The organism is Gammaproteobacteria bacterium, assembly GCA_035279405.1.
Classification (GTDB): Bacteria; Pseudomonadota; Gammaproteobacteria; order Natronospirales; family REEB76; genus REEB76.
Map to the genome: position 1 here is coordinate 217,340 of DATEHU010000017.1, position 24,023 is coordinate 241,362.

At 61.5% G+C, this 24,023-nt stretch carries 20 protein-coding genes and 1 tRNA gene; 13 read left to right on the forward strand and 8 right to left on the reverse strand.

Annotated elements, in window-relative coordinates; genetic code table 11:
* Positions 1–76: 76 nt before the first annotated feature.
* The 3 genes from VJR90_02285 to ispG all read right to left on the reverse strand — a co-directional run bounded on the left by VJR90_02285 (position 77) and on the right by ispG (position 2,590).
* A complete protein-coding gene (locus VJR90_02285; protein HKV96303.1) occupies positions 77–415 on the reverse strand; it encodes a 4a-hydroxytetrahydrobiopterin dehydratase in 339 nt (112 codons plus the stop codon).
* 32 nt (positions 416–447) lie between these two features.
* Complete coding sequence (gene phhA, locus VJR90_02290) at positions 448–1,281, reverse strand: phenylalanine 4-monooxygenase (GenBank protein ID HKV96304.1); 834 nt, start codon at positions 1,279–1,281, stop codon at positions 448–450.
* A 73-nt stretch (positions 1,282–1,354) separates the two neighbouring features.
* A complete protein-coding gene (gene ispG, locus VJR90_02295; protein ID HKV96305.1) occupies positions 1,355–2,590 on the reverse strand; it encodes a flavodoxin-dependent (E)-4-hydroxy-3-methylbut-2-enyl-diphosphate synthase in 1,236 nt (411 codons plus the stop codon).
* Between the two features lie 261 nt (positions 2,591–2,851).
* Between ispG and VJR90_02300 the strand changes: the two genes are divergently transcribed.
* The 3 genes from VJR90_02300 (at position 2,852) to VJR90_02310 (ending at position 4,164) form a co-directional block, all read left to right on the forward strand.
* Positions 2,852–3,481: an alpha/beta fold hydrolase gene (locus tag VJR90_02300; GenBank protein ID HKV96306.1), complete on the forward strand. Its 630-nt coding sequence runs from the start codon at positions 2,852–2,854 to the stop codon at positions 3,479–3,481.
* A 75-nt stretch (positions 3,482–3,556) separates the two neighbouring features.
* Positions 3,557–3,883 carry a type II toxin-antitoxin system RelE/ParE family toxin gene (locus tag VJR90_02305; GenBank protein HKV96307.1) on the forward strand — a complete coding sequence of 109 codons (327 nt, stop codon included), beginning with the start codon at positions 3,557–3,559 and terminating at the stop codon, positions 3,881–3,883.
* Entirely contained in the window at positions 3,880–4,164 is a 285-nt protein-coding gene (locus tag VJR90_02310) for a helix-turn-helix transcriptional regulator (GenBank protein ID HKV96308.1), read from the forward strand. Before VJR90_02305 ends, VJR90_02310 begins: the two co-directional genes overlap by 4 nt.
* 227 nt (positions 4,165–4,391) lie before the next feature.
* Here the strand turns inward: VJR90_02310 and VJR90_02315 are convergent, their stop codons facing one another.
* Positions 4,392–4,808, reverse strand: a complete 417-nt coding sequence (locus tag VJR90_02315; protein HKV96309.1) for a Rap1a/Tai family immunity protein — start codon at positions 4,806–4,808, stop codon at positions 4,392–4,394.
* Positions 4,809–4,856: 48 nt separating this feature from the next.
* Positions 4,857–7,436 (reverse strand): DNA mismatch repair protein MutS, encoded by a 2,580-nt coding sequence (gene mutS, locus VJR90_02320; GenBank protein ID HKV96310.1) that lies wholly within the window; start codon positions 7,434–7,436, stop codon positions 4,857–4,859.
* 71 nt (positions 7,437–7,507) lie between these two features.
* Here mutS and pncC point away from each other — a divergent pair, with 71 nt between their 5' ends.
* From pncC to VJR90_02360, 8 genes are all read left to right on the forward strand, one after another.
* Entirely contained in the window at positions 7,508–8,026 is a 519-nt protein-coding gene (pncC, locus tag VJR90_02325) for a nicotinamide-nucleotide amidase (protein ID HKV96311.1), read from the forward strand.
* On the forward strand, positions 8,010–8,570 hold the full coding sequence (gene thpR / locus VJR90_02330; protein ID HKV96312.1) for an RNA 2',3'-cyclic phosphodiesterase: 561 nt from the start codon (positions 8,010–8,012) through the stop codon (positions 8,568–8,570). The genes pncC and thpR overlap by 17 nt, the downstream gene beginning before the upstream one ends.
* Positions 8,571–8,637: 67 nt before the next feature.
* Positions 8,638–9,675: a recombinase RecA gene (gene recA, locus VJR90_02335; GenBank protein ID HKV96313.1), complete on the forward strand. Its 1,038-nt coding sequence runs from the start codon at positions 8,638–8,640 to the stop codon at positions 9,673–9,675.
* Complete coding sequence (locus VJR90_02340; protein HKV96314.1) at positions 9,647–10,141, forward strand: regulatory protein RecX; 495 nt, start codon at positions 9,647–9,649, stop codon at positions 10,139–10,141. The genes recA and VJR90_02340 overlap by 29 nt, the downstream gene beginning before the upstream one ends.
* Before the next feature lie 193 nt (positions 10,142–10,334).
* A complete protein-coding gene (gene alaS, locus VJR90_02345) occupies positions 10,335–13,325 on the forward strand; it encodes an alanine--tRNA ligase (protein ID HKV96315.1) in 2,991 nt (996 codons plus the stop codon).
* A 448-nt stretch (positions 13,326–13,773) separates the two neighbouring features.
* Entirely contained in the window at positions 13,774–15,033 is a 1,260-nt protein-coding gene (locus VJR90_02350) for an aspartate kinase (protein ID HKV96316.1), read from the forward strand.
* Between the two features lie 145 nt (positions 15,034–15,178).
* On the forward strand, positions 15,179–15,379 hold the full coding sequence (gene csrA / locus VJR90_02355; GenBank protein ID HKV96317.1) for a carbon storage regulator CsrA: 201 nt from the start codon (positions 15,179–15,181) through the stop codon (positions 15,377–15,379).
* Positions 15,380–15,726: 347 nt separating this feature from the next.
* Positions 15,727–15,820: transfer RNA gene (locus VJR90_02360), tRNA-Ser, on the forward strand.
* Positions 15,821–16,188: 368 nt separating this feature from the next.
* Here the strand turns inward: VJR90_02360 and VJR90_02365 are convergent.
* Positions 16,189–16,821 (reverse strand): hemerythrin domain-containing protein, encoded by a 633-nt coding sequence (locus tag VJR90_02365; protein ID HKV96318.1) that lies wholly within the window; start codon positions 16,819–16,821, stop codon positions 16,189–16,191.
* A 171-nt stretch (positions 16,822–16,992) separates the two neighbouring features.
* Positions 16,993–19,284, reverse strand: coding sequence for a heavy metal translocating P-type ATPase (locus VJR90_02370; protein HKV96319.1), 2,292 nt, complete (start codon positions 19,282–19,284; stop codon positions 16,993–16,995).
* Between the two features lie 101 nt (positions 19,285–19,385).
* Between VJR90_02370 and VJR90_02375 the strand changes: the two genes are divergently transcribed.
* Complete coding sequence (locus VJR90_02375; protein HKV96320.1) at positions 19,386–19,730, forward strand: cytochrome c; 345 nt, start codon at positions 19,386–19,388, stop codon at positions 19,728–19,730.
* Between the two features lie 116 nt (positions 19,731–19,846).
* Here the strand turns inward: VJR90_02375 and VJR90_02380 are convergent, their stop codons facing one another.
* Positions 19,847–21,892 carry a M13 family metallopeptidase gene (locus VJR90_02380; protein ID HKV96321.1) on the reverse strand — a complete coding sequence of 682 codons (2,046 nt, stop codon included), beginning with the start codon at positions 21,890–21,892 and terminating at the stop codon, positions 19,847–19,849.
* A gap of 220 nt (positions 21,893–22,112) precedes the next feature.
* On the opposite strand from VJR90_02380, the gene VJR90_02385 reads away from it, so the two are divergent.
* Positions 22,113–24,020, forward strand: coding sequence for a M61 family peptidase (locus VJR90_02385; protein ID HKV96322.1), 1,908 nt, complete (start codon positions 22,113–22,115; stop codon positions 24,018–24,020).
* The last annotated feature ends 3 nt before the right edge of the window (positions 24,021–24,023 follow it).

Here is a 24,023-nt window from a genome sequence, read left to right on the forward strand (position 1 = left end):
AATTATCGCAGTCGGGGTGACCGCTCCCACAAGCCGTAATTCCACCCATGCAGTGAAGCAGCCGGGTGATCGGGAGTCACTTCGCCAACAGCTTGTCTATCTTGGCGGCGCAGATGAAGTCATTCTCCGACAGTCCACCGATGGCGTGAGTGGTATAGCGCACCAGGCAGTGGCCGTAGCCCACTTCGAGGTCGGGATGATGGCCTTCCTGGTTGGCGATCCACGCAACCGCGTTCACAAAGCCCATGGTGGCGTTGAAGCCCTTGAACTTGAAGTCCTTGTAAATCTGTTTGGCGTCCGCGCCCAACTGCCAATCGGGTGCGATTTTCCTGAGATAACGCTCGGCTTCTTCGCGGGTAAGCGGCTGCACGCCGCCTTCGCAGGGGACGCAATGCTTGTCGGCCAGTTCAGTCATGGTGATTCCGTTAGTGAGTTGAATGAAGGGTGCTACGCAGCCCAGGAAATCTTCTTTTCAGTGGGCGGATAGGTGGGAGTGTACAGACCGAGCCGGCGCGCCTCGTTGATCAGGCCGATCAGGTCCATTTGCGCCAGCTTGAACAGGTCTTCGAGTCCATCGAGGACGAAATACACCGATTGGTAGATATCGATGCGGTAAGGCGTGCGCAAAGCTTCGATGGGATCGAACGGTTTGCGCTGCGGCAGCGGGCTGTCAATCGAGTAAGGCGTCTCACCGAAGGAGGAGACGATGCCTGCGCCGTAGGTGCGCAGACCCTGAGTGCCGCGGATCAGACCGAATTCGACCGTGAACCAGTACAACCGTGCGAGCCACAAATGGTCTTTTTTATCGGCCTTGACTCCAGCCTTGCCGTAGGCGTGGCTGAAAGCCGCGAAACGCGGGTCGGTCAGCAACGGCGTGTGGCCGAAGATTTCGTGAAAGATGTCCGGCTCCTGCAGGTAATCCATCTCCTCGCGGCTGCGGATGAAGGAGGCCGCGGGAAATCTTCTGTCTGCAAGCAGCGCAAAGAATTCATCGAAGGGAATCAGCGCGGGCACCGCCGCCACTTCCCATCCGGTGTGCTTGCGCAACACGGCCGACACTTCTTCGGGCTGCGGAATGCGGTCGGTCGGGAAATTCATGCGCTCCAGTGCTTCGAGGTACTGCGGGCAGGCGTATTTTTCGGCAATCGGTCGCTGGCGGATGATGAGATCGTGCCAGACCGCGTCTTCTTCCTTTGTGTACGGGATGCGCCCGTTCCGGTCGGGAACCTTGGCGGCGTATTTGGTGGCTTTGCCCATGACTGTTTGCCTCGCGGATCGCATGTCGGCAATCCGGCCTGTGTCTTATATAGACCCGTTTGCGTCCCGTTGGTGCCCTGAGGCTGGAGAAAGCGGCTCAAGCCCGGGGTTGGTAATGACTGCGCACATAATCTTCTACGATCTGCTGAAATTCCGTCGCGATTTTGGCGCCTTTCAGCGTAGTGGTTTTTTTTCCGTCCACGAACACCGGCGCGTTGGGCTGCTCGCCCGTGCCCGGCAGGCTGATGCCGATATTGGCGTGCTTGCTCTCGCCGGGCCCGTTGACCACGCAGCCCATGACTGCGACGTGCATGGCCTCGACACCTGAGTAAGCCTGCTTCCAGTCCGGCATGCGCGTGCGGATGTAGCTCTGGATGTCCTGGGCGAGGTGCTGGAACACGGTACTGGTGGTGCGCCCGCAGCCGGGGCAGGCCGCGACCAGCGGCACGAAGGCGCGCAGTCCCATGGTCTGCAGGATTTCCTGCGCCACGATCACCTCGCGCGTGCGGTCGCCGCCCGGCTCAGGGGTGAGCGAGATGCGGATGGTATCGCCGATGCCCTGCTGCAGCAGCACGGCGAGCGCCGCGGTCGAGGCCACGATGCCCTTGCTGCCCATGCCGGCTTCGGTGAGGCCCAGATGCAGCGGATAGTCACACTGCGCGGCGAGGCGCGTGTAGACGTCAATCAGGTCCTGCACGCCGCTCATCTTGCAGGACAGCACGATGTGATCGTGCGGCAATCCAAGCTCCTCCGCGCGTTGCGCCGACAGCAGCGCCGAGGCGACCATGGCCGCATGCATGACTTCGTTGGCTTCCAGCGGCTGCTTCGATTTGGCGTTATCGTCCATCATCTGCGTGAGCAGTTCCTCATCGAGGCTGCCCCAGTTCACGCCGATGCGCACCGGGCGGTCGTTCTTGATGGCCACCTCGATGATGGCCGCGAATTGGGTGTCGTGCTTGCTGCCGTGGCCGACGTTGCCGGGGTTGATGCGGTATTTGGCAAGCGCCTCGGCGCAGGCCGGGTACGCGGTGAGCAGCTTGTGACCGATGTAATGGAAGTCGCCGATTAGCGGCACATGGACGTCTTGCGCCTCGAGCTTTTCGCGGATGTGCGGCACGGCAGCCGCAGCGGCTTCGGTATTTACGGTTACACGCACCAGCTCGGAGCCTGCGCGTGCCAGGTCCGCCACCTGTTTGACCGTGGCCTCCACGTCGGCGGTGTCGGTGTTGGTCATGGATTGCACCACCACGGGTGCGCCGCCGCCCACCTGCACCGAACCGATCTTGACCGCCACGCTGTGGCGCCGTTGTTTGAGATGACCTATATCGTTCATGAGTTGGTCGAGGGAAAATGCACCTGCCAAGGGTCTTCTATGATAATAGATTCACACCGCCTCGGCGGAAACCGGGTTTGGCCAAGAGGGTAGAGTTAGGCTGAAGGGCATACTATTGTGGGACCGGTGTCGGATGTATATGGAAATACAAGTGCTGCGATAGGCAGGGATGCCGGGAGCAGCCCGACCACGATAATGCTGGATGCGCGGCGAATATCGCCGCTCCCACGGAATCGCCGCAACTTACACTTGGAATAGTGCGTGGCCGCAAATAAAGAAACTGTTGTCTTTGTTCACGGCCTGTACATGACCGGCCTGGAATTGGCGCTTTTGCGCCTGCGGGTGGGGCACGCCGGTTTTGAAACCCACCAAATCAACTACCACACCGTGCTCGAACCGGTGCGCGCCAATGCCGCACGACTTGCGGATTACATCGTAGGTCTCAAGGCGAACACACTGCACCTCGTCGGCCACAGTCTCGGCGGCCTTGTGATCCTGCGCATGCTGGAGTCCGGAGCGAAAGTTCCGCCCGGCCGCGTGGTTCTTCTGGGCTCACCGGTGAAAGGCAGTCTGGCTGCGCGCAACTTGGTAGCCAAACATCTCGGCTGGATACTGGGCCGCAGCGGCCCTGACGGATTGGCCGAAGAATACGATCCCAAGTGGAACGGCCAGCGCGAACTCGGGGTGATTGCCGGCACCGGGGGTTTTGGTTTGAATCCCCTGCGCCATGATTTACCCGAACCGCACGATGGCCTGGTGTCAGTAGAGGAAACTCGCCTCGCCGGCGCTACGGATTTCACGGAAGTCAAAACCACTCACACCGGCCTGCTGTTCAATCCCGAAGTGGCGGAGCAGGTGATCCTCTTCATCAAAAGCGGGCGCTTCGGATAGCATTGAGTTCATGCGCTGGATTTGACTTGGGGGATTGATTGATCAGAATGGAGTCTATAGCAAAAAGGCGATAAAATGACATGGACCGTTGAGACTTTGAATGCAGCAGTGGATGCGGAGCTGGACGCATTGCCGATATCCCTGAAAGCGCGGCTGGCCCGGATTGTGGAGCTGATAGAAACCGTAGGCTTGGAGCACGTACACGAACCGCATGTCGCGTATCTTGAAGGCAAACTCTGGGAAATTCGTGCCAAAGCCAAGGACGGGATCGCGCGTGCAATCTACGTTACCGCCGCCGGCAAGCGGGTAGTGATCCTGCATGTCTTTGTGAAGAAAACCCAGAAAACCCCGGCCAGGGTCTTGGAACTTGCCCGGCGCCGGATGCGCGAGGTGACAACATGACGAAGTTTTCCGATATCAAGAAGCGCTGGATACGGGATTCAGCCTTCCGCCACGAATATGAGGCTTTGGCGGAGGAATTTGCCATCGCCCACGAACTGATAAAAGCACGCACACGAGCGGGGCTGACGCAGGCCCAGGTAGCCAAGCGCATGGGCACGACACAAAGCGTAGTGGCGCGCCTCGAAAGCGGGGCCACCAAACCCAGCCTGCGGACCTTGGAACGCTACGCACGAGCCACGGGCTCGCGGTCGGTAGTCAGGCTGGTGGAAGTGCGGGCTTAGCAGATGCGTTGTCGTAAGGCCATCGTCTGCATCTGAATTTGCCGGAGCCGCACAAGGACCTGATCACAGGGGAAGAAACCCGCTTGGCCGGCGCCACGGATTACACTGAAATCAAAACCACTCACACCGGCTTGCTGTTCAATCCCGAGGCGGAGGAGCAGGTAATTCGTTTTTTAAAATCGAGAAGGTTTGAGCGTTAACGCCCGTTTTTGGCTGGAAGCGGACATTTATTTTGGACAAGGCCAGGCATCTTCAAAAGCCCATACCACTAAATCGTCCGCGTCTTGGTTAAGTAGCTGCGTATGTGACGAAAGGTACTTCGAGACTATTACTCCCATTTCAAACATCGTGTAATTGTGAGCAGGTATACAAAAGTGCGTGGCCGCATGTACTTTGCCTTTGGTTGGTTTCGGCCCCATTTTTTCATTGATGGCATCAGTTATGGACTGATCTATCGACCCTGTAATGACGCCATCAGCGAATAATGTGCATGCATTCCATTTATCCTTATCCGCATTTATATTATTTAAATTGCAGTACTGTATTAGCTGTACACCTTTTATAATAGGAAATGTTGCATTTGCGCTGTTACTGAATACGCAAGCAAACAAGATAAGAACAAGTGCCCACATCTTCTTATTCATACTTATTTCTCTTGGCCATAAAGGTCTGCCATTGGCCGTAAGCGGATATTAACCGTTCCCGGAAGTCTTTTTCAATTCGTACAAGAGATCCAGCGCCTGCTTGGGCGTGAAATTTTCCACGTCCAATTCGCGTAACTGTGCCAGTGCCGGATGTTCCGGCGCAAACAATCCCAGTTGCGGTAGCGGAGCTGTAGATGTTCGGTTGTCCCGCTGCTGGGATTCGGCTTCCATGGCGGCAAGCCGACCTTGGGCTTCGGTGATGACGGCCTTGGGTATACCGGCGAGTGCGGCCACCTGCAGGCCGTAACTCCGATCCGCCGGGCCTTCCTTGACCGCGTGTAAGAACACGAGTTCGTGTGCGTGCTCGGTGGCGTCGAGGTGCACGTTGGCGCAGCCGTCCACCAGTTCCGGCAGGGCAGTCAGTTCAAAGTAATGGGTAGCGAACAGGGTGAAGGACCTGAGTTCGCGCGCTATGTAACTGGCCGCGGCCCAAGCGAGCGACATGCCGTCGTAGGTGCTGGTGCCTCGGCCGATTTCGTCCATGAGCACGAGGCTTTGGTCGGTAGCGTTGTTGAGGATGTTGGCGGTTTCGACCATTTCCACCATGAACGTTGAGCGTCCGCCGGCCAGATCATCGGAAGCGCCGATGCGGGTGAAGATGCGGTCCAGTGGCCCAAGCACGGCTTTGTCTGCGGGCACGAAGCTGCCGATGTGAGCCAGGATCACGATGAGCGCTGTCTGGCGCATGTAAGTGGATTTGCCGCCCATGTTGGGGCCGGTGATGATGAGCATGCGGCGCGTATCGTTCAATTCCAGGTCGTTCGGCACGAACGGCGCGTCAATTACCTGTTCCACCACTGGGTGCCGTCCGGCCTCGATGTGAAGCACCGGCGCATCGGTCAGCTCCGGCGCCGTGAAACTGAGTGCGGCAGCACGCTCGGCCAGATTGGCGAGCACGTCCAGTTCCGCGAGCGCCGCAGCGGTTTTCTGCAAATCGCCGAGTTGCCCGATCAGCTTGTCCAGCAGTTCATCGTAAATAGATTTCTCGCGCGCCAACGCATGCTCGCGTGCCGAGAGAACTTTTTCCTCGAAACTTTTCAATTCCGGCGTGAGATAGCGTTCAACACCTTTCAAGGTTTGACGACGGATATAGTCGGCCGGCACCTTGTCCGCCTGCGAACGGCCGACTTCGATGTAGTAACCGTGTACGCGGTTGTAGTTGACGCGCAGCGTGGCAATGCCGGAGCGCTGGCGCTCGCGGGATTCAAGGTCGGTCAGAAATTGATCGGCGTGCTCACTGAGTTTGCGTAGCTCGTCGAGTTCCGCATCGTAGCCTTCTGCAATCACGCCGCCGTCGCGGATCAGCGCGGGCGGATTTTCGACGATGGCCTTTTGAAGCAGTGCGTGGGTTTCAGGGTGTTCGCCAGCGTCTTGTGCGAGGGTATCAATCAGCGGTGAATCCAGCGGCTTGATTTGGGACTGCAGCGCCGGCAATTCGCCCAAGGCGTAGCGCAACTGGGCGAGGTCGCGCGGGCGCGCGGACTTGAGCGCGACACGCGCGAGGATGCGTTCCAGATCGCCGATGCCGTTCAGGATTTCACGCAGCGCGTCATGGCGGCGGTCTTCCTGCAAAGTAGCGACGGCGTGGTAACGCTGGCGCAGCAGTGCGTGGTCACGCAGCGGGCGGTTCAGCCACCGGCGCAGCAGGCGTGCGCCCATGGCGGTAACGGTGCGGTCCATCACGCCGGCGAGTGTGTGCTCCGGCTGACCGGCAAAGCTCGTCTCGATTTCCAGATTGCGGCGCGTGGCCGCGTCCAGGATCAGCGCTTCGTCGCGCCGCTCGACGGAAAGGCCCGTAATGTGCGGCAGGTTAGTCCGTTGGGTTTCCTGCACGTATTGCAACAGCGAGCCCGCGGCGGCCACGGCAACGGGGAGCTCTTCGCAGCCGAAGCCGGCAAGGTCGCGGGTCTTGAACTGCGCGGTCAGCAAGCGCGTGGCCGTGCCGGCATCGAAATGCCAGGGTGGGCGATGCCGCGCACCGGGCCGTTCCGTGACCGCGCGTGGCAGTACGGCATCCTCATTAAATAAAAGTTCCGCGGGCTTGAGCCGTTCCAGTTCCGCGGCGAGCGCGTCATCGCCGTCCACTTCCAGCACCGTGAACCGCCCGCTCCCAAGATCCAATGCGGCAAGACCGTAATGCGGGCCTTGCGCGTGCAGGGCCGCGAGCAGATTGTCGCGGCGCTCCTCCAGCAGCGCCTCGTCGGTGACCGTGCCGGGCGTGACGATGCGCACCACCCTGCGTTCTACCGGGCCCTTGGCCAGAGCCGGATCGCCGACCTGCTCGCAGATCGCGACGGACTCACCGAGCTTCACAAGTTTTGCGAGGTAGTTGTCGAGCTGGTGATAGGGCACGCCTGCCATGGGAATGGGTGCGCCCGCCGATTGGCCGCGCCGGGTGAGCGTGATGTCGAGCAGGCGTGCCGCCTTGCGCGCGTCGTCGTAGAACAGTTCATAGAAATCCCCCATGCGGTACAGCACTAGGGTGTCCGGATGCTCCGCCTTGACGCGCAGATACTGGCGCATGACCGGCGTGTGGTCGTTGAAAGCGTCGTCGGGACGATCGGTCATGGCGGTTCCGGTAGAGAGCGGCGATGCTAGAGGCGGTCGCCGGAGATGGCAAGCGGTGCTAGGCTGAGCACATGTCGGAGAGCCGCAATTTCACTGCTTGTGACGATGCCGCGTTGGAAACACTCGCCAGAGAACTGGGCCCGCGGCTACTGGCGCGCGGCCTGAAGCTCGTCACGGCGGAGTCCTGCACTGGCGGCTGGATAGCCAAAAGCATCACCGATATCGCCGGGAGTTCCGGCTGGTTCGAGCGCGGGTTCGTGACCTACAGCAACGAGGCGAAGCGCGGCGATTTGGGCGTGGGCGCGGATACCCTGAGTCTGCACGGTGCGGTCTCTGAGCAGGCCGTGCGCGAGATGGCGATGGGCGCCGCGCAGCGTGGGCAGGTGCCGCTGGCGGTCGCGGTAAGCGGAATCGCCGGGCCCGACGGCGGCAGCGCCGACAAGCCGGTGGGCACGGTGTGGGTTGCCTGGCATTGGCCGGATCGGCATGTAAGCGCGCGGCATTTCCAGTTCGACGGCGACCGCGAGGCGGTGCGCCGCCAAACCGTGGCCGCGGCGCTCCAGGGATTGGTGGATGGCCTCGGCGGCTGACGGCCAGCGGCTGTTTTTTGGCCTGTGGCCGGACGATACCCTGCGTCACTCCCTATATAAGGAGACCCGCCACGCCGTGCACACCAGCGGCGGCAAGCCGGTACCGCCGGAGAACTTTCACATAACGCTGGCGTTTCTGGGTCACTTGGACCCGGACGGATCAGCTGCGGCGCGCGCGGCCGCGGACGCGACCCAAGGCGAACCCTTTGATCTGGTACTCGACCGCCCGGGATTCTGGCCTGATGCGCGGGTGGTGTGGCTGGCCCCGGCCAGCGTGCCCGAGGCCGGCAGCCGGTTTTCAGCGGACTTGCGCCGCGCGCTGAGAACGCGCGGTGTAGCGGTGGACCTCCGGCCCTTTCTGCCGCACGTGACGCTCGCGCGCAAAGTTTCCAAGCCGGGAAATCCGGGAACTGTGCGTCCGATCCGCTGGCCGGTGCGCGAGTTCGTGCTGGTACATTCACTTGCCGCCCGGCATGGCAGCGAATACCGGCCGCTGGTTTCCTGGCCGTTGTGCGCGCCGGCTGCGGCTGCTGCGGAACTGTGAAATAATGGTTTTCAGCGGGTTTTCCGTGCAATTTTTCGTCTTTTGGCCCAAAGAAAACAGGTGACCCATGGATGACAATCGCAAAAAAGCGCTGGCCGCGGCGCTCTCCCAGATCGAGAAGCAGTTTGGCAAGGGATCGGTCATGCGTCTCGGCGACCACAGCGCCTCGCGCGACGTGGACGTGGTGTCCACGGGCTCGCTCGGTCTCGACATCGCGCTCGGCGTCGGCGGCCTGCCGCGCGGCCGCGTGGTGGAAATCTACGGGCCGGAAGCCTCCGGCAAGACCACGCTCACCCTGCAGGTGATTGCCGAGGTGCAGAAGAAGGGCGGCACGGCCGCGTTCGTGGACGCGGAACATGCGCTCGACCCCACCTACGCCGCCAAGCTCGGCGTCAACGTGGATGATCTTCTGATTTCACAGCCGGACACCGGCGAGCAGGCGCTGGAGATTGCCGACATGCTGGTGCGCTCGGCGGCGGTGGACGTGGTGGTGGTGGATTCGGTGGCCGCGCTTACGCCCAAGGCGGAAATCGAAGGCGAGATGGGCGACTCACACATGGGCCTGCAGGCGCGCCTCATGAGCCAGGCGCTGCGCAAATTGACCGCGAACATCAAGCGTTCCAACACCCTGGTGATCTTCATCAACCAGATCCGCATGAAGATTGGCGTGCTGTTCGGCAATCCCGAAACCACCACCGGCGGCAATGCGCTCAAGTTCTACGCCTCGGTGCGGCTCGATATCCGCCGCATCGGTTCCATCAAGAAAGGCGAAGAGGTCATCGGCAGCGAGACGCGCGTCAAGGTGGTGAAGAACAAGGTGGCGCCGCCGTTCCGGCAGGCGGAATTCGAGATCCTCTACGGCGAGGGCATTTCGCGCGCCGGCGAAATCATCGAGCTGGGCGTGCAGCAGAATCTGGTGGAGAAATCCGGCGCCTGGTACAGCTACAAAGGCAAGAAAATCGCCCAGGGCAAGGACGGCGCACGCGAGTATCTGCAACAGAACGCCGCAGTGGCCGCGGAAATTGAACAGGCGCTGCGCGACCGGCTCTTGCCCAAGAAGACCAAGGCGCCGGTTGGTGAGCCGCTCGAAGCCGAAGAAGCCTGAGGGCGAGGCGGCGCGCGACCCCACGCGCATCCGCGCATCCGCGCTGCGACTGCTGGCACGGCGCGAGCACTCCACGCAGGAACTGACGGCCAAATTACTGGCGCGCGGGTTCGACCCGCAACCGGTTGCTGACGTAGTAGCCGCGCTAGCGGCCCAAAATCTGGTCAGTGACGCGCGTTTTGTGGAAGAATTCGTTGCGTCACGCCTGCGCCGTGGTACCGGACCGGCGAAGATCCGCGAGGAATTGCACGGCCGCGGTGTGGATACGGCGCAAGTGGAAGCCAGGCTGGCCGAGCATCGCGACGCCTGGGTGGTGAATGCGGAGCACGTCCGGCGCAAGCGTTTTGGAGCGGCACTGCCGCGGGATTACGCGCAACGCGCCCGGCAGGCGCGTTTTTTGCAGCAGCGTGGATTTACCGCCGAGCAGATCCGACAGGTGATGAAAGGCGACGTAGATGAGGCGTAGGAGCGGCGGTGTTGTGGGAGCGGCGATATTCGCCGCGATTCCAAGAATCGTCGCGGCCGGGACCGCCGCGGGGCGATTAATCAAGAATTCAAGTGAGGTGTGAGGAAGTGAGGAATGAGGTAAAAGAAAACCGAGTTGTCTCTTCTCTTATTCCTCACCCCTGACTCCTCACTTCCTCACTCTTATAAACATGATGACCACCAACGAAATCCGCGCATCTTTTCTGGAATTCTTTCGTAACAAGAAGCACACCATCGTACCCGCCGCATCTCTGGTGCCGGCCAACGATCCCACCTTGTTGTTCACCAACTCCGGCATGGTGCAGTTCAAGGATATTTTTCTCGGCCGCGAGAAGCCCCGGCACCTGCGTGTGGCCGACGTGCAGCCCTGCCTGCGTGCGGGCGGCAAACACAACGATCTTGAAAACGTGGGTTACACCGCGCGGCATCACACGTTTTTTGAAATGCTGGGCAACTGGTCGTTCGGCGACTATTTCAAGCGCGACGCGATTGCCTGGGCCTGGGAACTGCTGACTAAAGTCTGGAAACTGCCGGCCGACCGTCTCTGGGTCACGGTGTATCACACCGACGATGAGGCTTACGATATCTGGACGAAAGAGGTCGGTGTGCCGAAGGAGCGCATCGCGCGCATCGGCGACAACAAGGGAGCACCGTACGCATCCGACAACTTCTGGCAGATGGCGGATACCGGTCCCTGCGGCCCGTGCACGGAAATTTTCTGGGATCACGGTGCCGGTGTGGCCGGCAGTCCGCCCGGCAGCGCAGAATCGGAAGGCGACCGCTACGTCGAAATCTGGAACCTCGTGTTCATGCAGTTCGACCGCGATGCGGACGGCAAGCTCACGGCTTTGCCCAAACCTTGTGTGGACACCGGCATGGGCCTGGAGCGCATCGCCGCAGTCATGCAGGGCGTGCACTCCAATTACGACATTGATTTATTCAAGCATTTGATAAAAGCGGCGGCAGAGGTCACAGGCGCCAAGGATTTGTCCAGTCCGTCGCTGCGCGTCATTGCCGATCACATCCGCGCCTGTGCATTTCTGATTACCGATGGCGTATTACCCTCCAACGAAGGCCGTGGTTACGTGCTGAGGCGCATTATCCGCCGCGCCGTGCGCCACGGTTACAAGCTTGGCCAAGAAAAGCCGTTTTTCCACAAGTTGGTGAGAGTGTTGGACCAGGAGATGGGTGCGGCCTATCTGGAACTGCACAAAGCCGCAGATCACGTAGATAAGGTGCTATTGAAGGAAGAAGAAAAGTTTAGTGAGACGTTGCAACATGGACTTGTTCTGCTTGAGCGCGGACTCACTCCTGAGTCTTTCATTATTTCCGATTTTAGAAAGAAAATGCCTGTTGTTGAGACAGGTATTAACGGGGCGACTACAAAAGGAACTGGTTCTAATGCTATTGGCTATTCGTATGACGCATGTTTTTCGCTAGATAACGATCAAGAAATAGTCATAGATTTTTCGCATCTTAATAGAGATGGTCTCGACAAAATTAATGATCGAATTGCTAGAAAACTTGATTTTTTTGAAAAACATGGCGAGTCTTTCCGTATTGCAGAATACATTTTTGCAATTATTGGTGAGATGGCTGAGTCAGATCTGGAGCGAATTCGGTCACAGCAAAATAAATATCGATTCAAACATCGCGTTCTTAGATTCGGTGCTAAAGAAATTGCGCCAATCAAGATATTGGATGGGCACATAGCTTTCACACTCTATGACACTTATGGGTTCCCCATAGACCTAACAATGGATATATGCCGCGAACGCGGCATTAAAGTTGATGAGGCTACATTTCAAAACGACATGGAAAGACAGCGCGAGCGCGGTCGGGCGGCGAGCCAGTTCGGCGCGGAGTATGCTCAGGACGTGGAAATCACGGGCGAAACGCAGTTCACGGGCTATGCGACCCTGACGGACAGAGGCAAAGTCGTTGCGCTGTTCCGAGGTAAAGATGCGGTCAAGTCACTCAAGGCCGGCGAGCAGGGCATGGTGGTTCTGGACCGTACGCCGTTCTATGCGGAATCCGGCGGTCAGGTGGGTGACCAGGGCGTTCTGCGCACGGCCAAAGGTGAGTTCAAAGTCGAGGACACGCAGAGGCGCGGCGGTGGCGCGCACGCGCATCTCGGCACTGTGGTCAAAGGTGAATTCAAGCTGGGTGAGACGGTGGAAGCACAGGTGGATGAGAAACTGCGTGCAGCGACCGTGCTCAATCATTCCGCCACGCATTTGTTGCATGCGGCCCTGCGCAAGGTGCTCGGCATGCACGTAACGCAGAAAGGTTCGCTGGTGGCCCCGGACCGCTTGCGTTTCGATTTTTCCCACAACCAGCCGGTGACGCCGGAGGAATTGCAGAAGATCGAAGACTTGGTGAACACCGAGATCCGCAACAACGCCGCAGCCGACGTGCGTCAGATGGCTTACGACGACGCCATCAAGTTTGGCGCCATGGCGCTGTTCGGCGAGAAATACGGCGACACGGTGCGCGTGATGAAATTCGGCGATTTTTCCACCGAACTCTGCGGCGGCACGCACGTGCGGCGTGTGGGCGACATTGGTTTCTTCAAGATAGTTTCAGAGTCGGGTGTGGCGGCCGGCATCCGCCGCGTTGAAGCGCTCACCGGCGAAGGCGCGGTGCAGTGGGTGCAACAGGTCGAGCGCAAGCTGCACGCACTGGCAGAGCTGACGAAATCCAGCGCCGACCGCGTAAGCGAAAAGGTTGAGCAGCTCGTGGACCGCAATCGCAAACTCGAAAAGGAGCTGGAGCAGATGAAGGGCCGGCTCGCGAGCCGCGAGGGAGGCGACCTGGCTTCACAGGCGGTCGAAGTGAACGGCCTCAAGGTGCTGGCTTCGCGCCTGGACGGCGCGGATGCCAAAACGCTGCGCGACACCGTGGACCAGTTGAAGAACAAACTCGGCTCCGCGGCTGTGGTGCTGGCCGCGGTCGAGGACGGCAAAGTGCGGCTGGTGGCCGGCGTGACCGCCGACCGTACCGCCAAGATCAAGGCGGGGGAATTGGTGAACCACGTAGCGGAACAAGTGGGCGGCAAGGGCGGCGGGCGCGCCGATATGGCGCAGGCCGGCGGCACCGAGCCTGCAAATCTCGACGCCGCGCTGAGATCGGTGCCCAGATGGGTGCGGGCCCGCCTTGGGTGAACGCACCATATTTTCTGGAACAGCCGAACCAATGAACACCCATGAAAAATCCCCCTGCGCGCCTAGCGCGCTCCCCCCTTTGCAAAGGGGGGCGAGGGGCGAAGCCCCGAGCGGGCAGCCATGGGCACATCGTCATTCGATGTGCGGGAGACCAGGGATGGTCTCCCTGGACCCGAACACGAGACAGGATGGCGGAGTGTTCAGGGCTGCCCTGGACTTTCAAACGGAGCAGGATTGCGAAGTGCGAAAGAAGGGGCATTTAGCAAAATCCTCCCTCGTGCGGGCTGCGCATTCCTGCTTCGCCCGCAAGTCCAGGGCTGCCGTCCTTGGCAGCCCGCTCACCGCAAAACGGCGAGCCCTCCTTTTTCAAAGGAGGGGACGCATTGGTTTGTGCGGGTATTGGCAAGTTGCGCAGCCCATTTCCAATGAGTGACCACGGCGTATCTCCATGGCGCTGATCGTGCAGAAGTACGGCGGCACGTCGGTGGCCGATTGTGCGCGCATCGAACACGTGGCCGACAAGGTATGTGCCGCACGCCGCGCCGGTCACGATCTGGTGGTGGTGGTGTCGGCCATGGCGGGCGAAACCGACCGGCTGCTGGGACTGGGCAAGAACCTTGCGCCGCGGCCCAGTCTGCGCGAGATGGACGTGCTGCTTGCGACCGGCGAGCAGGTGACGATCGCGCTTACCGCCATCGCCATCGAACAGCGCGGCATCAAGGCGCGCTCCTTCACCGGCGCGCAGGTGAAAATCCTGACCGACGGCGCACACGGCAAGGCGCGCATCGAAGCAATTGACGAGGAGCAGTTGCGCGCGGCGCTGGCCGCGGATTGCATTCCGGTCGTCGCCGGTTTTCAGGGCGTGGATGACGTCGGCGACATCACCACGCTCGGCCGCGGCGGCTCGGATACCACCGCGGTGGCGCTGGCCGCGGCGCTCAAGGCCGACGAATGCCAGATCTACACCGACGTGGACGGCGTGTACACCACCGATCCGCGCATGGTGCCGGAAGCGCGGCGGCTCGAGCGCATCACCTTCGAGGAAATGCTGGAGCTTGCGAGCCTGGGCAGCAAGGTGCTGCAGATCCGCGCGGTGGAATTCGCCGGCAAGTACAATGTGCCGCTGCGCGTGCTTTCCACCTTCAAGGAAGGGGCAGGCACGCTGATTACTTACGAGGATACGACCGTGGAAGCTCCCATCGTTTCGGGCATTGCGTTCAACCGCGACGAGGCGGAAATCACCCTGCTGGGCGTGCCGGACGAACCGAGCACGGCGGCGCAGATTCTCGGACCGGTATCCGAGGCCAACATCGTGGTGGACATGATCGTGCAGAACGTGGCGCGCGACGGACGGCTGGATTTCACCTTTACGCTGCATCGCAATGACTGTGCGCAGGCCATGGAAATCCTCGAGGTCAATCGGGCGCGTATCGGGGCCGGAAGCGTGGTGGGCAACGAGCGGGTGGTGAAGATCTCGCTCGTGGGCGTGGGCATGCGCTCGCACTCGGGCGTCGCCACCCGCATGTTCCAGACGCTGGCGCGTGAGGGTATTGGCATCCGGCTGGTGGCGACCTCGGAGATCAAGATTTCCGTGGTGGTGGACGAAAAGCACCTGGAGGCCGGGGTGCGCGCGCTGCATGAGGCTTTCAAGCTGCACGCGGCGCCGCAGCAGGACCATCTGCCGCAGGACTCCCGCAAGCAGGCTTGAATCAGGCTTTGCCGGATTGAGAATCCCGACGGAAGGCCGCAGAATACGCACCGCCCCGCGCTCCGGGCCGGGTGGCCGTTAAAACAAGTATAAGGCGGCCTACGCTTCACCAGGTGATTGAGTGCGACTTTGCAGGAGTTAAACCATGCTGATTCTCACACGTCGGGTGGGTGAAACCATCATGATCGGCGACAACGTCACCATCACGGTGCTCGGAGTCAAGGGCAATCAGGTGCGCATCGGCGTCAATGCCCCGAAGGACATCGCCGTGCACCGCGAGGAAATCTACGAGCGCATCAAGCACGAGCATGAAAATGCCGCGCAGGCGCCACCCGCAGATAACTGAGCGTTCCGCCACGCGATTTTGACCGGTCCCGGTCAGGCCGGTATCATCTCGGCCGCGAACACGCGCTTGCTCGAAATCGGTCAAGCCCGGTTCGCGCTGAAGCGGGTTCGAGCCGGATGCGCGTGCAGTGCATGGGCGCGCGGCTCAAAAGCTTGGCCGCGGCCGTGGAGGTAGCGGCACCACGGACGGTCCAGCGATAAAATTTTTGCTTACGGAGAGATGGCTGAGCTGGGCTTGGCCGGTGCATGAATCGAACTGCCGGTGGCAGTTCGATCCGGGCAAGCGCGAGGCACGATGCCGAGCCGGACAACGCACCAGGGATGGTTCACTGCGAGATTCTGTGTTACGGAGAGATGGCCGAGCTGGTCGAAGGCGCGCCCCTGCTAAGGGCGTATACGCGCAAAACGCGTATCGTGGGTTCGAATCCCACTCTCTCCGCCAGTCAAACTAAAAAGGGAGGCTTTGGCCTCCCTTTTTAGTTTGACAGATGAACGTGGATTCGAACCCACGATGTAGATAGTTTGGTTCGACAAGTTTGCCTGGAGCAAACTTGGACCGCCGAAGGCGGGCCCGCGAAGCGGGAAGCCCCCCGGGACGGGGGCGAACAATCCCACTCTCTTCGCCAGATAGGAAAGGGGCTTTCAGCCCCTTTTTCTTTTGAAAATAGCGGGCGATATATTTCTCTCAAAGTTGGAATAAAGGGTAGCGTCCCGTTTTTCTCGCGTCGGATAGGAGGTGTAACGTGGCCCGGAGACGTCGTAGCGGCGCACCAGTTCGGGATCAAAACCCTCGATGTCCATAGTCCGTAGCTATTTGCGCGCTTGTGCAGCCGGTGCACTCTTAGGCTTGCGGCCCGGGACCGCCGCCGGGTGCGCCGCAGCCAGTTCTTCATCGCCCACTTCGCGCATCATGTAGTCGTACAGATACTGGAAGCGCTCGGGGGCCTTTCCATCGAACATCGGATCCTCGATCTCCCGCGCCTGTTCGCGAATCGCTTTCCAGTCCCGGGAGCGGAGCCGCTTGCGTGCCTGCGGAAACACCGTTTGTTCCTCGGTTTGCATGTGTTCGGCCTGGGTCGCCAGGTACTGCCGGCCGAGCAAGAGCATGCGGTTTCTGCTTTCCGAGCGGCCGGCGGGCAACTGCAGCGCCAGCTCGATGAGCATTTCCTCCAACACGTAGAGTTCGACGTGCTGCGCGTGCAGCCGCTTCACGAGGTCCTGTACCGGGGCGCCGATCTTGAGCAGCCGGTCGAAGACCAGGTCCTCCTTGGGGTGATGCACCGCGCTCGGGAATTTGCGCATGTAGTAGAACGCGTTGGCGAGCAGCACGGCATCCGGCACGCCGCCGTTTTCCAGCAGATCCAGCTGATTGCGTATCGCCACCTGTACGCGCCACATGTTGCCGTGCTCGTGCTGCAATTTGGTAATCGGGTGCAGGCGCATGCCGGTATTCCTCTCAAGCCGGGGCGGCAACGGTTGCGGTGGCAGGGAGCAGCCTGGACGCAGTCTTGCCCTGCGATTCGGATTGGCCGACAGCCTAGTCCGCGCGAACGGGTCCGGACATGATTTAGATCAAGGAATCAGGCGGTCGGTCACGGCACAGCCGCACGACGCTCAGGTCTGAGCCAGACTCTGATAAATCTCTTCTTCCTGGGCGAAATGCAGGCGCAGGATCGCATCCAGCGCATACAGAATGCGCTGCAAGTCCCGCAAGGTGCCGGGATCGGGGCCTTGCGGCGGCAGTCCCGAAATGAGCCGGTTGAGCCGCTGGTAAAGCACGAAGATTTCACGGTGCGTGCGGCTCATCGCGGCCAGCGGGTCGTCACCGCCCAGCAAGGCGGCGACCGCGGGATAAACCTGGCGGTCATCGGCGCGTTCATGCGGCAGCAGTTCTCGCTGCAGCATGGAATCGAGCTCAGTGAGCATGGATACGCGCTCGCCACCGGGCAGCGTCGGCAGGCGGTCGGCGACCTCCGTGAGCCGGTCGAGCACCGGCGCAAGCTGCTCGTGGTCAGCGCGCAGGCGTGCCGATTCATCTGCGCTCAGGCTGGAACGGCTGGCACGCAGCGGATGGATGCGCAAGGCGCGCAGTGCGTTGAGAATCACCGCCACGTCAATGATTTCCTGCAGCAGCGCGCCGGCGAGCGGCGGCAGATAGCCGGCGGCCGCGGCCAGCATCGCGGCGATCGACAAGCCCATGCCCGCGATTACGCTCTGCACGGCGATGGCACGTGTCTGGCGTGCGATGGAGCGCGCCTCGGCGAGCCGGTCGAGGCGATCCACCAGCAGCACGATATCGGCGGCCGCCGCGGAGGCTGCCGTGCCGCGCGCGCCCATGGCCACGCCGACACTCGCAGCGGCCAGTGCGGGCGCGTCGTTCACTCCGTCGCCGACCATGACGGTGGGTTCCAATGCGCCGGCTGCCTTGATGACTTCAAGCTTGTGTGCCGGTGTCTGCTCCGCCAGCACTTCGTCCACTCCCAGGCCGGTGCCGATGGCCTCGGCCACATCGCGGCGATCGCCGGTGAGCATCACGATGCGGCGGAAGCCCGCACGGCGCAGCAGGCGCAATGCGCGCGGCGTTTCCATGCGTAGCTGGTCGGCGAGCAGCAGCGCGCCGGAAAATTCGCCGTTGATGGCCACGCATACCGTCAAACGGCCCTCGGCGGCGACGCGTTCCAGCAGTTGTTCGGCGCTCTTCGGCAGCGGCGCGAAGTCAGTGATATAGGCGCGCGAGCCCGCGGCCACGCGCCGGCCATTGACTGTGCCGCTGATGCCTGCGCCCGCGGTTTCTTTGACGTCGGTCGGCAGGTCCAGGGTGAGTGCGCGTGCGCGCGCCGCGCGTACCACGGCGGCCGCGGTCACGTGGCTCGACATCTGCTCAAGCGAGGCTGTGGCGGCAAGCAGCTCGTTTTCACCGCCCGGCACGACACTTTCGATGGCCACCAGGCGCGCTTCGCCGCCGGTCAGCGTGCCGGTCTTGTCGAAAAACAGCAGGCGTGCACCGGCCAGCGCTTCCAGTGCGGCTCCACCCTTGACGAGAATGCCGCGCCCCGCGCAGCGCGAGATGCCCGAGACCATCGCGATCGGCACCGCCAGAATCAGCGGGCAGGGCGTGGCGACCACCACCACCGCGAGTGCGCGCATGGCGTCACCGCTGATGAACCAGGCGATGGCCGCGAGACCCAGCGATGCGGGGATGAACCAGAGTGCATAACGATCCGCAAGCCGCATGGCCGGCGCGCGCGAGCGCTGGGCATCCTCGACCAGCTTGACGATGCCGGCAAAGGTGCTGTCCGCCGCCGTGGCCGAAGCCAACATGTCGAAGGAATCCGCACCATTCACCATGCCGCTGCGCAGCAAGTCGCCTTTACTAAAGGTCACCGGCAGCGACTCGCCGGTGAGCGCGGATTCGTCGAGGGCCGCGTGTTCGGTGCTCAGGGCGCCGTCCACCGGCACCACTTCGCCGTGCCGCACCAGCAGGCGATCGCCGACGCGTACTTCCGCGAGCACTGTGGTTTTCAGTTCGCCGTTCTCGTAGCGGTTGACGGTGCGTGGTACCCGGGCGAGCAGTGCCGACATCTCTCGCCCGGCGCGCCGCTCCGCGTAACTCTCCAGCAGCCGGCCGCTGGCGAGCATTGCGGCGATCACCGCGGCAGTGAGCGACTGTTGCAAGGCGAGCGCGCCGGCGATGGCCACCAGTGCCAGCAGGTCCACACCGACCTCACGCCGCCACAAGGACACGCTCACGCGCGACAAGAGTGCCGCGCCGGCCACCACAGCTGCCGCGCTCCACGCCCAGTCAGCCTCCTGCCGCTCCGCTGCAAGCCACAGGGCAAAGCCCAGGATCAGGCCGCCGATGCAGGCGGCAAAGATGATGAGATCGGCATGCCAGCGGATTTTCATGCAATTGTTGCCGCGCGGATGTTGATGCAGATTATGGTCCGTTTCGACACGCCCCACTAGGCTGAAAATTATACCGGCGCGCCGATCACTGTGATTCCGATGTGTTGGCCACCAAGGTGGCGCGCTGGCAATGGCGTACACATGAACAGGTTGACAACCCGCCGCTGAACCGGGTGCCGCGATTGTGGCATCGGGACCCCGCTGCAATCGGGGTGTGGGTCTGGTGTATCAGCGAGGCCGCGGGCAATTACGGGCAGAACGGCATTTCCGTCGCGCCGATTTATCCCAACCTGGCCGGCCAGAAAGACGAGTATCTCATCGCCCAACTCAAGGCATTCCGCGACGGCACGCGCATCAATCCGATCATGAATCCCATGGCCAAGGGCTTGTCGGACATCGACATCGCGAACCTCGCGGCCTATCTGAGCGCACTGAAAGTCCCGTAGGCCGCACTGCGATGCCGGCGGTGCCGGCAGGGGTTATCGGTACGCGCAGGGCAAGGTGAAGCCAAAAAAAACGGCGGGCCAGAGCCCGCCGTTTTGTTTTGCGCCGGGTGGCGCGCTTACCAGATCACGCAACGCTTCTTGTTCACCATCGGGCTGCCGGCCGGCACGTTGAAGGTCTGCTGGAACTGCGGCAGGTTGGCGAGCGTGCCGTTCACGCGGTAGAGCGCGGGCGCGTGCGGATCGATGGTGATGCGCCGGCGCGCTTCTTCGGGCCGCGTGTTGCTCGCCCAGAAATGCGCAAAGCCCAGGAAGAACTGCTGGTCCGGCGTGTAGCCGTCAATCGTGGGCGCGTCCTTGTAGTATGGCGAATTGTGGAACGCAATCCACGCAAGCTTCAGACCGCCGAGATCGGCGATGGCTTCGCCGGTCACCAGTTTGCCCTGCACGTGCACGTCGCCGTCCACGGTGTAGCCTGAATACTGCTTGGCGATGCATTTCACGTTCTCGTTGAAGCGGTGCCGGTCTTCGAGACTCCACCAGTTTTTGAGGTTGCCGCGGCCGTCGAACTTGCTGCCCTGGTCATCGAAGCCGTGGGTCATCTCGTGGCCCATGACCGCGCCGATGGCGCCGTAGTTCATCGCCATGGGCGCGTTCGGGTCGAAGAACGGCGGCTGCAGAATGCCGGCCGGGAAGTTGATGTTGTTCATGGACGGATCGTAGTAGGCGTTGACCGTCTGCGGAGTCATGTACCACTCGTTGCGGTCCACGGGCTTGCCGATCTTGTTGAGTTCGCGCTCATTCTCGAACAGATTGGCGCGCAGCACGTTCAGCGCGTACGGACCGCGGTCAATCTTGAGTGCGGAGTAATCGCGCCATTTGTCCGGATAGCCGATGCGCTCGCCCATCATGTCGAGCTTCTTGATGGCCGCGAGCCGGGTTTTCTTGCCCATCCAGGGAATGGTCTGCAGGTCGTTCTTGAGGGCCACGCGCACGCCATGCAGGATCTCCAGCGCCTCGGTCTTGGAGGACGGCGGGAACACCTTGGCCACGTATAGCTTGCCCACGGCGAAACCCAGGGCGTCGTCCTCGGCATTTACCACGCGTTGCCAACGCGGCAGCAGTTCCTTGGCGCCGGTGAGCGTGGAGTGCATCTTGAAGTTCTCGTCCACGAACGGCTGTGAAAGGTAGGGCGCGAACGCATCCACCAGTTGCCAGCGCAAATACACCTTCCAGTCGTCAATCGGTGTGCGCTGCAGGTCCAGGCCCATGGCCTTGAAGAACAGCGGCATGGCCAGATTGATGCTCTTCAGTTCGGGATGTCCGACGTTGGCGAAATACTCCTGCCAGTTGAAACCGGGCGTCTCTTTATCGAGTTTCTTCAGGGTCATGATGTGGTAAACCGCGCGTGGATCGCGCTGCTGTACCTGCGACATGGAAGCTTGTGCCAGGCGCGTTTCGATGTCCATCACGGTGCTGGCATCGCGCCCGGCGGCGTACATCGGCTCGCCGAGCAACAGGAATATGTTGGCGACGTGGCTGACGTAAGCCTGGCGGATCTTCACGAAGTTTGGATTCTGACTGAGGTAATAGTCACGGTCGGGGAGGCCGAGGCCGCCCTGGCCGGCCACACCGATCACCTTGCTCGAATTCTTGAGATCCTGCATCTGGCCGAAACCGAACAGGGCGTTTACTCCGATCATCTGCAGGTGGGCGATTTCCGCCTGCAGCTGTTTCTGGTTCTGGATGGCGTCGATGCGTTCCAGTTCCGGCTGCAGCGGCGTGATGCCGGCCTTGTTGATGGTGGCCTCATCCATGCCGCTGGCATAGAAGTCGCCGATTTTCTGCGCATCGCTGCCCGCCTGTGCCTGGGTATCCTTGGCGGCATCCTCGAGCAGCGTGTGGATCACTTCCTTGTTGTGCTGTGACACGATGCCGAACTGGCCCCACTGCGCAAACGCGGCCGGAATAGGGTTGTTCTTCTGCCAATCGCCATTGGCAAACTCGTAGAAATTTTGGGACGGGCTGACGTTGCGGTCGAGCCAGTTCAGATGCATGGCCTCGGCCGCAGCCGAAGTGGTTCCGGCAGCGGGCGCATCCGCGCCGAAGCCGGTAAGCGGGACGGCACACAGCGTGGCCAGGAGCAGGTAGCAAGACAGTCGCATAAAGCCTCCGTTGAAGGTTCGGCCGGGCGGGGCCGTGGGAATTCCGTTGCGCAAGGGCACGCCGGCGGCGTGCGGATGTTGGCCAGCCAGGGTAGGCGATGGCGGGGCAGAAATACTAACATAGGCCGTTCCCGCAACGGTCTCCCCCGGGCCCGGCGTCCGCGGAAGGAATCGTGATTCCACCGCGCCGCCGCGCATTATTAATAAGAGGACTAGCTGCATGAAAATCCGCATTCCCCCCATGTTCGCGGTAACCCTGCTGGCCGTGGCGGCACTGTCCACCCCGGTCCGGGCCGCGGATCTCACCTCCGCCTACCCCGGCACCCTCACCTTGCAGGTGGATTTGACCGATGCCCCGCGCAAGATTTTCCGCGTATCCGAGACCATTCCGGTGCGCCCCGGCCCGCTGACGCTTTACTACCCCAAGTGGATCCCAGGCGAACACTCGCCGAGCGGACCGCTGGAGAATCTCGCTGGCATGGTGTTCACCGCCAACGGCCAGACGCTCTCCTGGCACCGCGATCTGGTGGACATGTATGCCGTGCATCTCGATGTTCCCCAAGGCGTGCACAGCCTGAACGCGGCATTCCAGTTTCTCTCGCCCACCAGCGGCGGGCGCTTCGGCGCGAGCGTGTCGGCCACGCCTGCGATCGTGGACCTCGAATGGAACCAGGTGCTGCTGTATCCCGCGGGCTATGCGTCGCGCGCGATCACCGTCGAGCCCAGCGTGAAGCTGCCCCAGGGCTGGCAGTACGCCACCGCACTCGAGCCGCACAACGGTGCGGGCGGCGAGGTGCAGTTCCACGCCGTGACACTCAACAATCTGGTGGATTCACCATTGATTGCCGGGCAGTATTTCAGGCAGGTGGACCTGGACCCGGGTGCAAGCGTGCCGGTATATCTGGATCTGGTGGCCGACGGTCCCGAAAATCTCGCCATCACGCCCGAACAGATCAGCGCGTACCGCAATCTGGTCCGGCAGGAAAACCGCATGTTCGGCGCACATCACTACGCCGGCTACCATGCGCTGCTGACGCTCTCCGACAACACCGGGCATTTCGGCCTGGAGCATCATCAATCCTCCGATGACCGCACGCGCGCCAATTATTTCACCGACGCGGATTCCTATTTGCTGGGCTCCGGTCTGGTTCCGCACGAATACACGCATTCCTGGAACGGCAAGTTCCGCCGGCCGTACGATCTCTGGACGCCGGATTTCAATTCCGTGCCCATGAAGGACGACCTGCTGTGGGTGTATGAAGGCCTGACGCAGTACTGGGGCGAAGTCATGACGGCGCGCAGCGGGCTGTGGACACCGCAAAATTACCGTGAAGCACTGGCACTGACCGCCGCCAACATGGATCACATGCCGGGACGCAACTGGCGGCCGCTGCAGGACACCGCCGACGAGGCCTCCATCCTGTATTACATACCCGGCGCCTGGCACAACTGGCGGCGCAGTGCCGGAGATTTTTACAGCGAAGGCGTGTTGCTGTGGCTGGACGTGGACACGCAGATCCTGGAACTCAGCCACGGACGCCATTCACTCAACGATTTCGCGCGCCTGTTCTACGGCATGGACAACGGCAGTTATGTGACCCGGACCTATACCTTTGATGATGTGGTCCAGGCACTGAACCAGGTCCAGCCCTACGACTGGGGCGGATTCCTGCGTCGCATGCTTGACCGCAAGCAATATCACGCGCCGCTGGCTGGCATCACGCGCGGCGGTTACAAACTCGTATATACCGACGTGAAGTCGAAGTACTTCGAGGCCACCGAAAAGGTTTATGACACGCTGAATGCCATGTATTCGATCGGTCTCACGGCGGACAGCAAGAACGGCGAAATCCGGGACGTGCTGTGGAACGGTCCGGCGTACAAGGCCGGCCTGGCTCCGGGCATGACGCTGGTCGCGGTGAATGGCCGGGCGTTCACACCGGAGGTATTCCGGGAAGCCATCCGCGAGGCCAAGGGTTCGGCGGAACCCATCAAGCTGCTCGTCAAGGACCTGACGTATTACCAGACCTATGCCGTGGATTACCACGGCGGCCTGCGCTATCCGCATCTGGAACGCGTGGCGGGGACCAGGGATTATCTCGACCAGATCATCGCGCCGTTGAAATAGGTT

Excerpts from the sequence above, each read along its gene's own strand:
- VJR90_02350 (HKV96316.1), top strand. The coding sequence starts at position 13,774 with ATGGCGCTGATCGTGCAGAAGTACGGCGGCACGTCGGTGGCCGATTGT.
- ispG (HKV96305.1), bottom strand. The coding sequence starts at position 2,590 with ATGAACGATATAGGTCATCTCAAACAACGGCGCCACAGCGTGGCGGTC.
- phhA (HKV96304.1), bottom strand. The coding sequence starts at position 1,281 with ATGCGATCCGCGAGGCAAACAGTCATGGGCAAAGCCACCAAATACGCC.
- alaS (HKV96315.1), top strand. The coding sequence starts at position 10,335 with ATGACCACCAACGAAATCCGCGCATCTTTTCTGGAATTCTTTCGTAAC.
- mutS (HKV96310.1), bottom strand. The coding sequence starts at position 7,436 with ATGACCGATCGTCCCGACGACGCTTTCAACGACCACACGCCGGTCATG.
- VJR90_02385 (HKV96322.1), top strand. The coding sequence starts at position 22,113 with ATGAAAATCCGCATTCCCCCCATGTTCGCGGTAACCCTGCTGGCCGTG.
- VJR90_02365 (HKV96318.1), bottom strand. The coding sequence starts at position 16,821 with ATGCGCCTGCACCCGATTACCAAATTGCAGCACGAGCACGGCAACATG.
- VJR90_02310 (HKV96308.1), top strand. The coding sequence starts at position 3,880 with ATGACGAAGTTTTCCGATATCAAGAAGCGCTGGATACGGGATTCAGCC.
- pncC (HKV96311.1), top strand. The coding sequence starts at position 7,508 with ATGTCGGAGAGCCGCAATTTCACTGCTTGTGACGATGCCGCGTTGGAA.
- VJR90_02370 (HKV96319.1), bottom strand. The coding sequence starts at position 19,284 with ATGAAAATCCGCTGGCATGCCGATCTCATCATCTTTGCCGCCTGCATC.
- VJR90_02285 (HKV96303.1), bottom strand. The coding sequence starts at position 415 with ATGACTGAACTGGCCGACAAGCATTGCGTCCCCTGCGAAGGCGGCGTG.
- VJR90_02305 (HKV96307.1), top strand. The coding sequence starts at position 3,557 with ATGACATGGACCGTTGAGACTTTGAATGCAGCAGTGGATGCGGAGCTG.
- recA (HKV96313.1), top strand. The coding sequence starts at position 8,638 with ATGGATGACAATCGCAAAAAAGCGCTGGCCGCGGCGCTCTCCCAGATC.
- thpR (HKV96312.1), top strand. The coding sequence starts at position 8,010 with ATGGCCTCGGCGGCTGACGGCCAGCGGCTGTTTTTTGGCCTGTGGCCG.
- csrA (HKV96317.1), top strand. The coding sequence starts at position 15,179 with ATGCTGATTCTCACACGTCGGGTGGGTGAAACCATCATGATCGGCGAC.
- VJR90_02380 (HKV96321.1), bottom strand. The coding sequence starts at position 21,892 with ATGCGACTGTCTTGCTACCTGCTCCTGGCCACGCTGTGTGCCGTCCCG.
- VJR90_02315 (HKV96309.1), bottom strand. The coding sequence starts at position 4,808 with ATGAATAAGAAGATGTGGGCACTTGTTCTTATCTTGTTTGCTTGCGTA.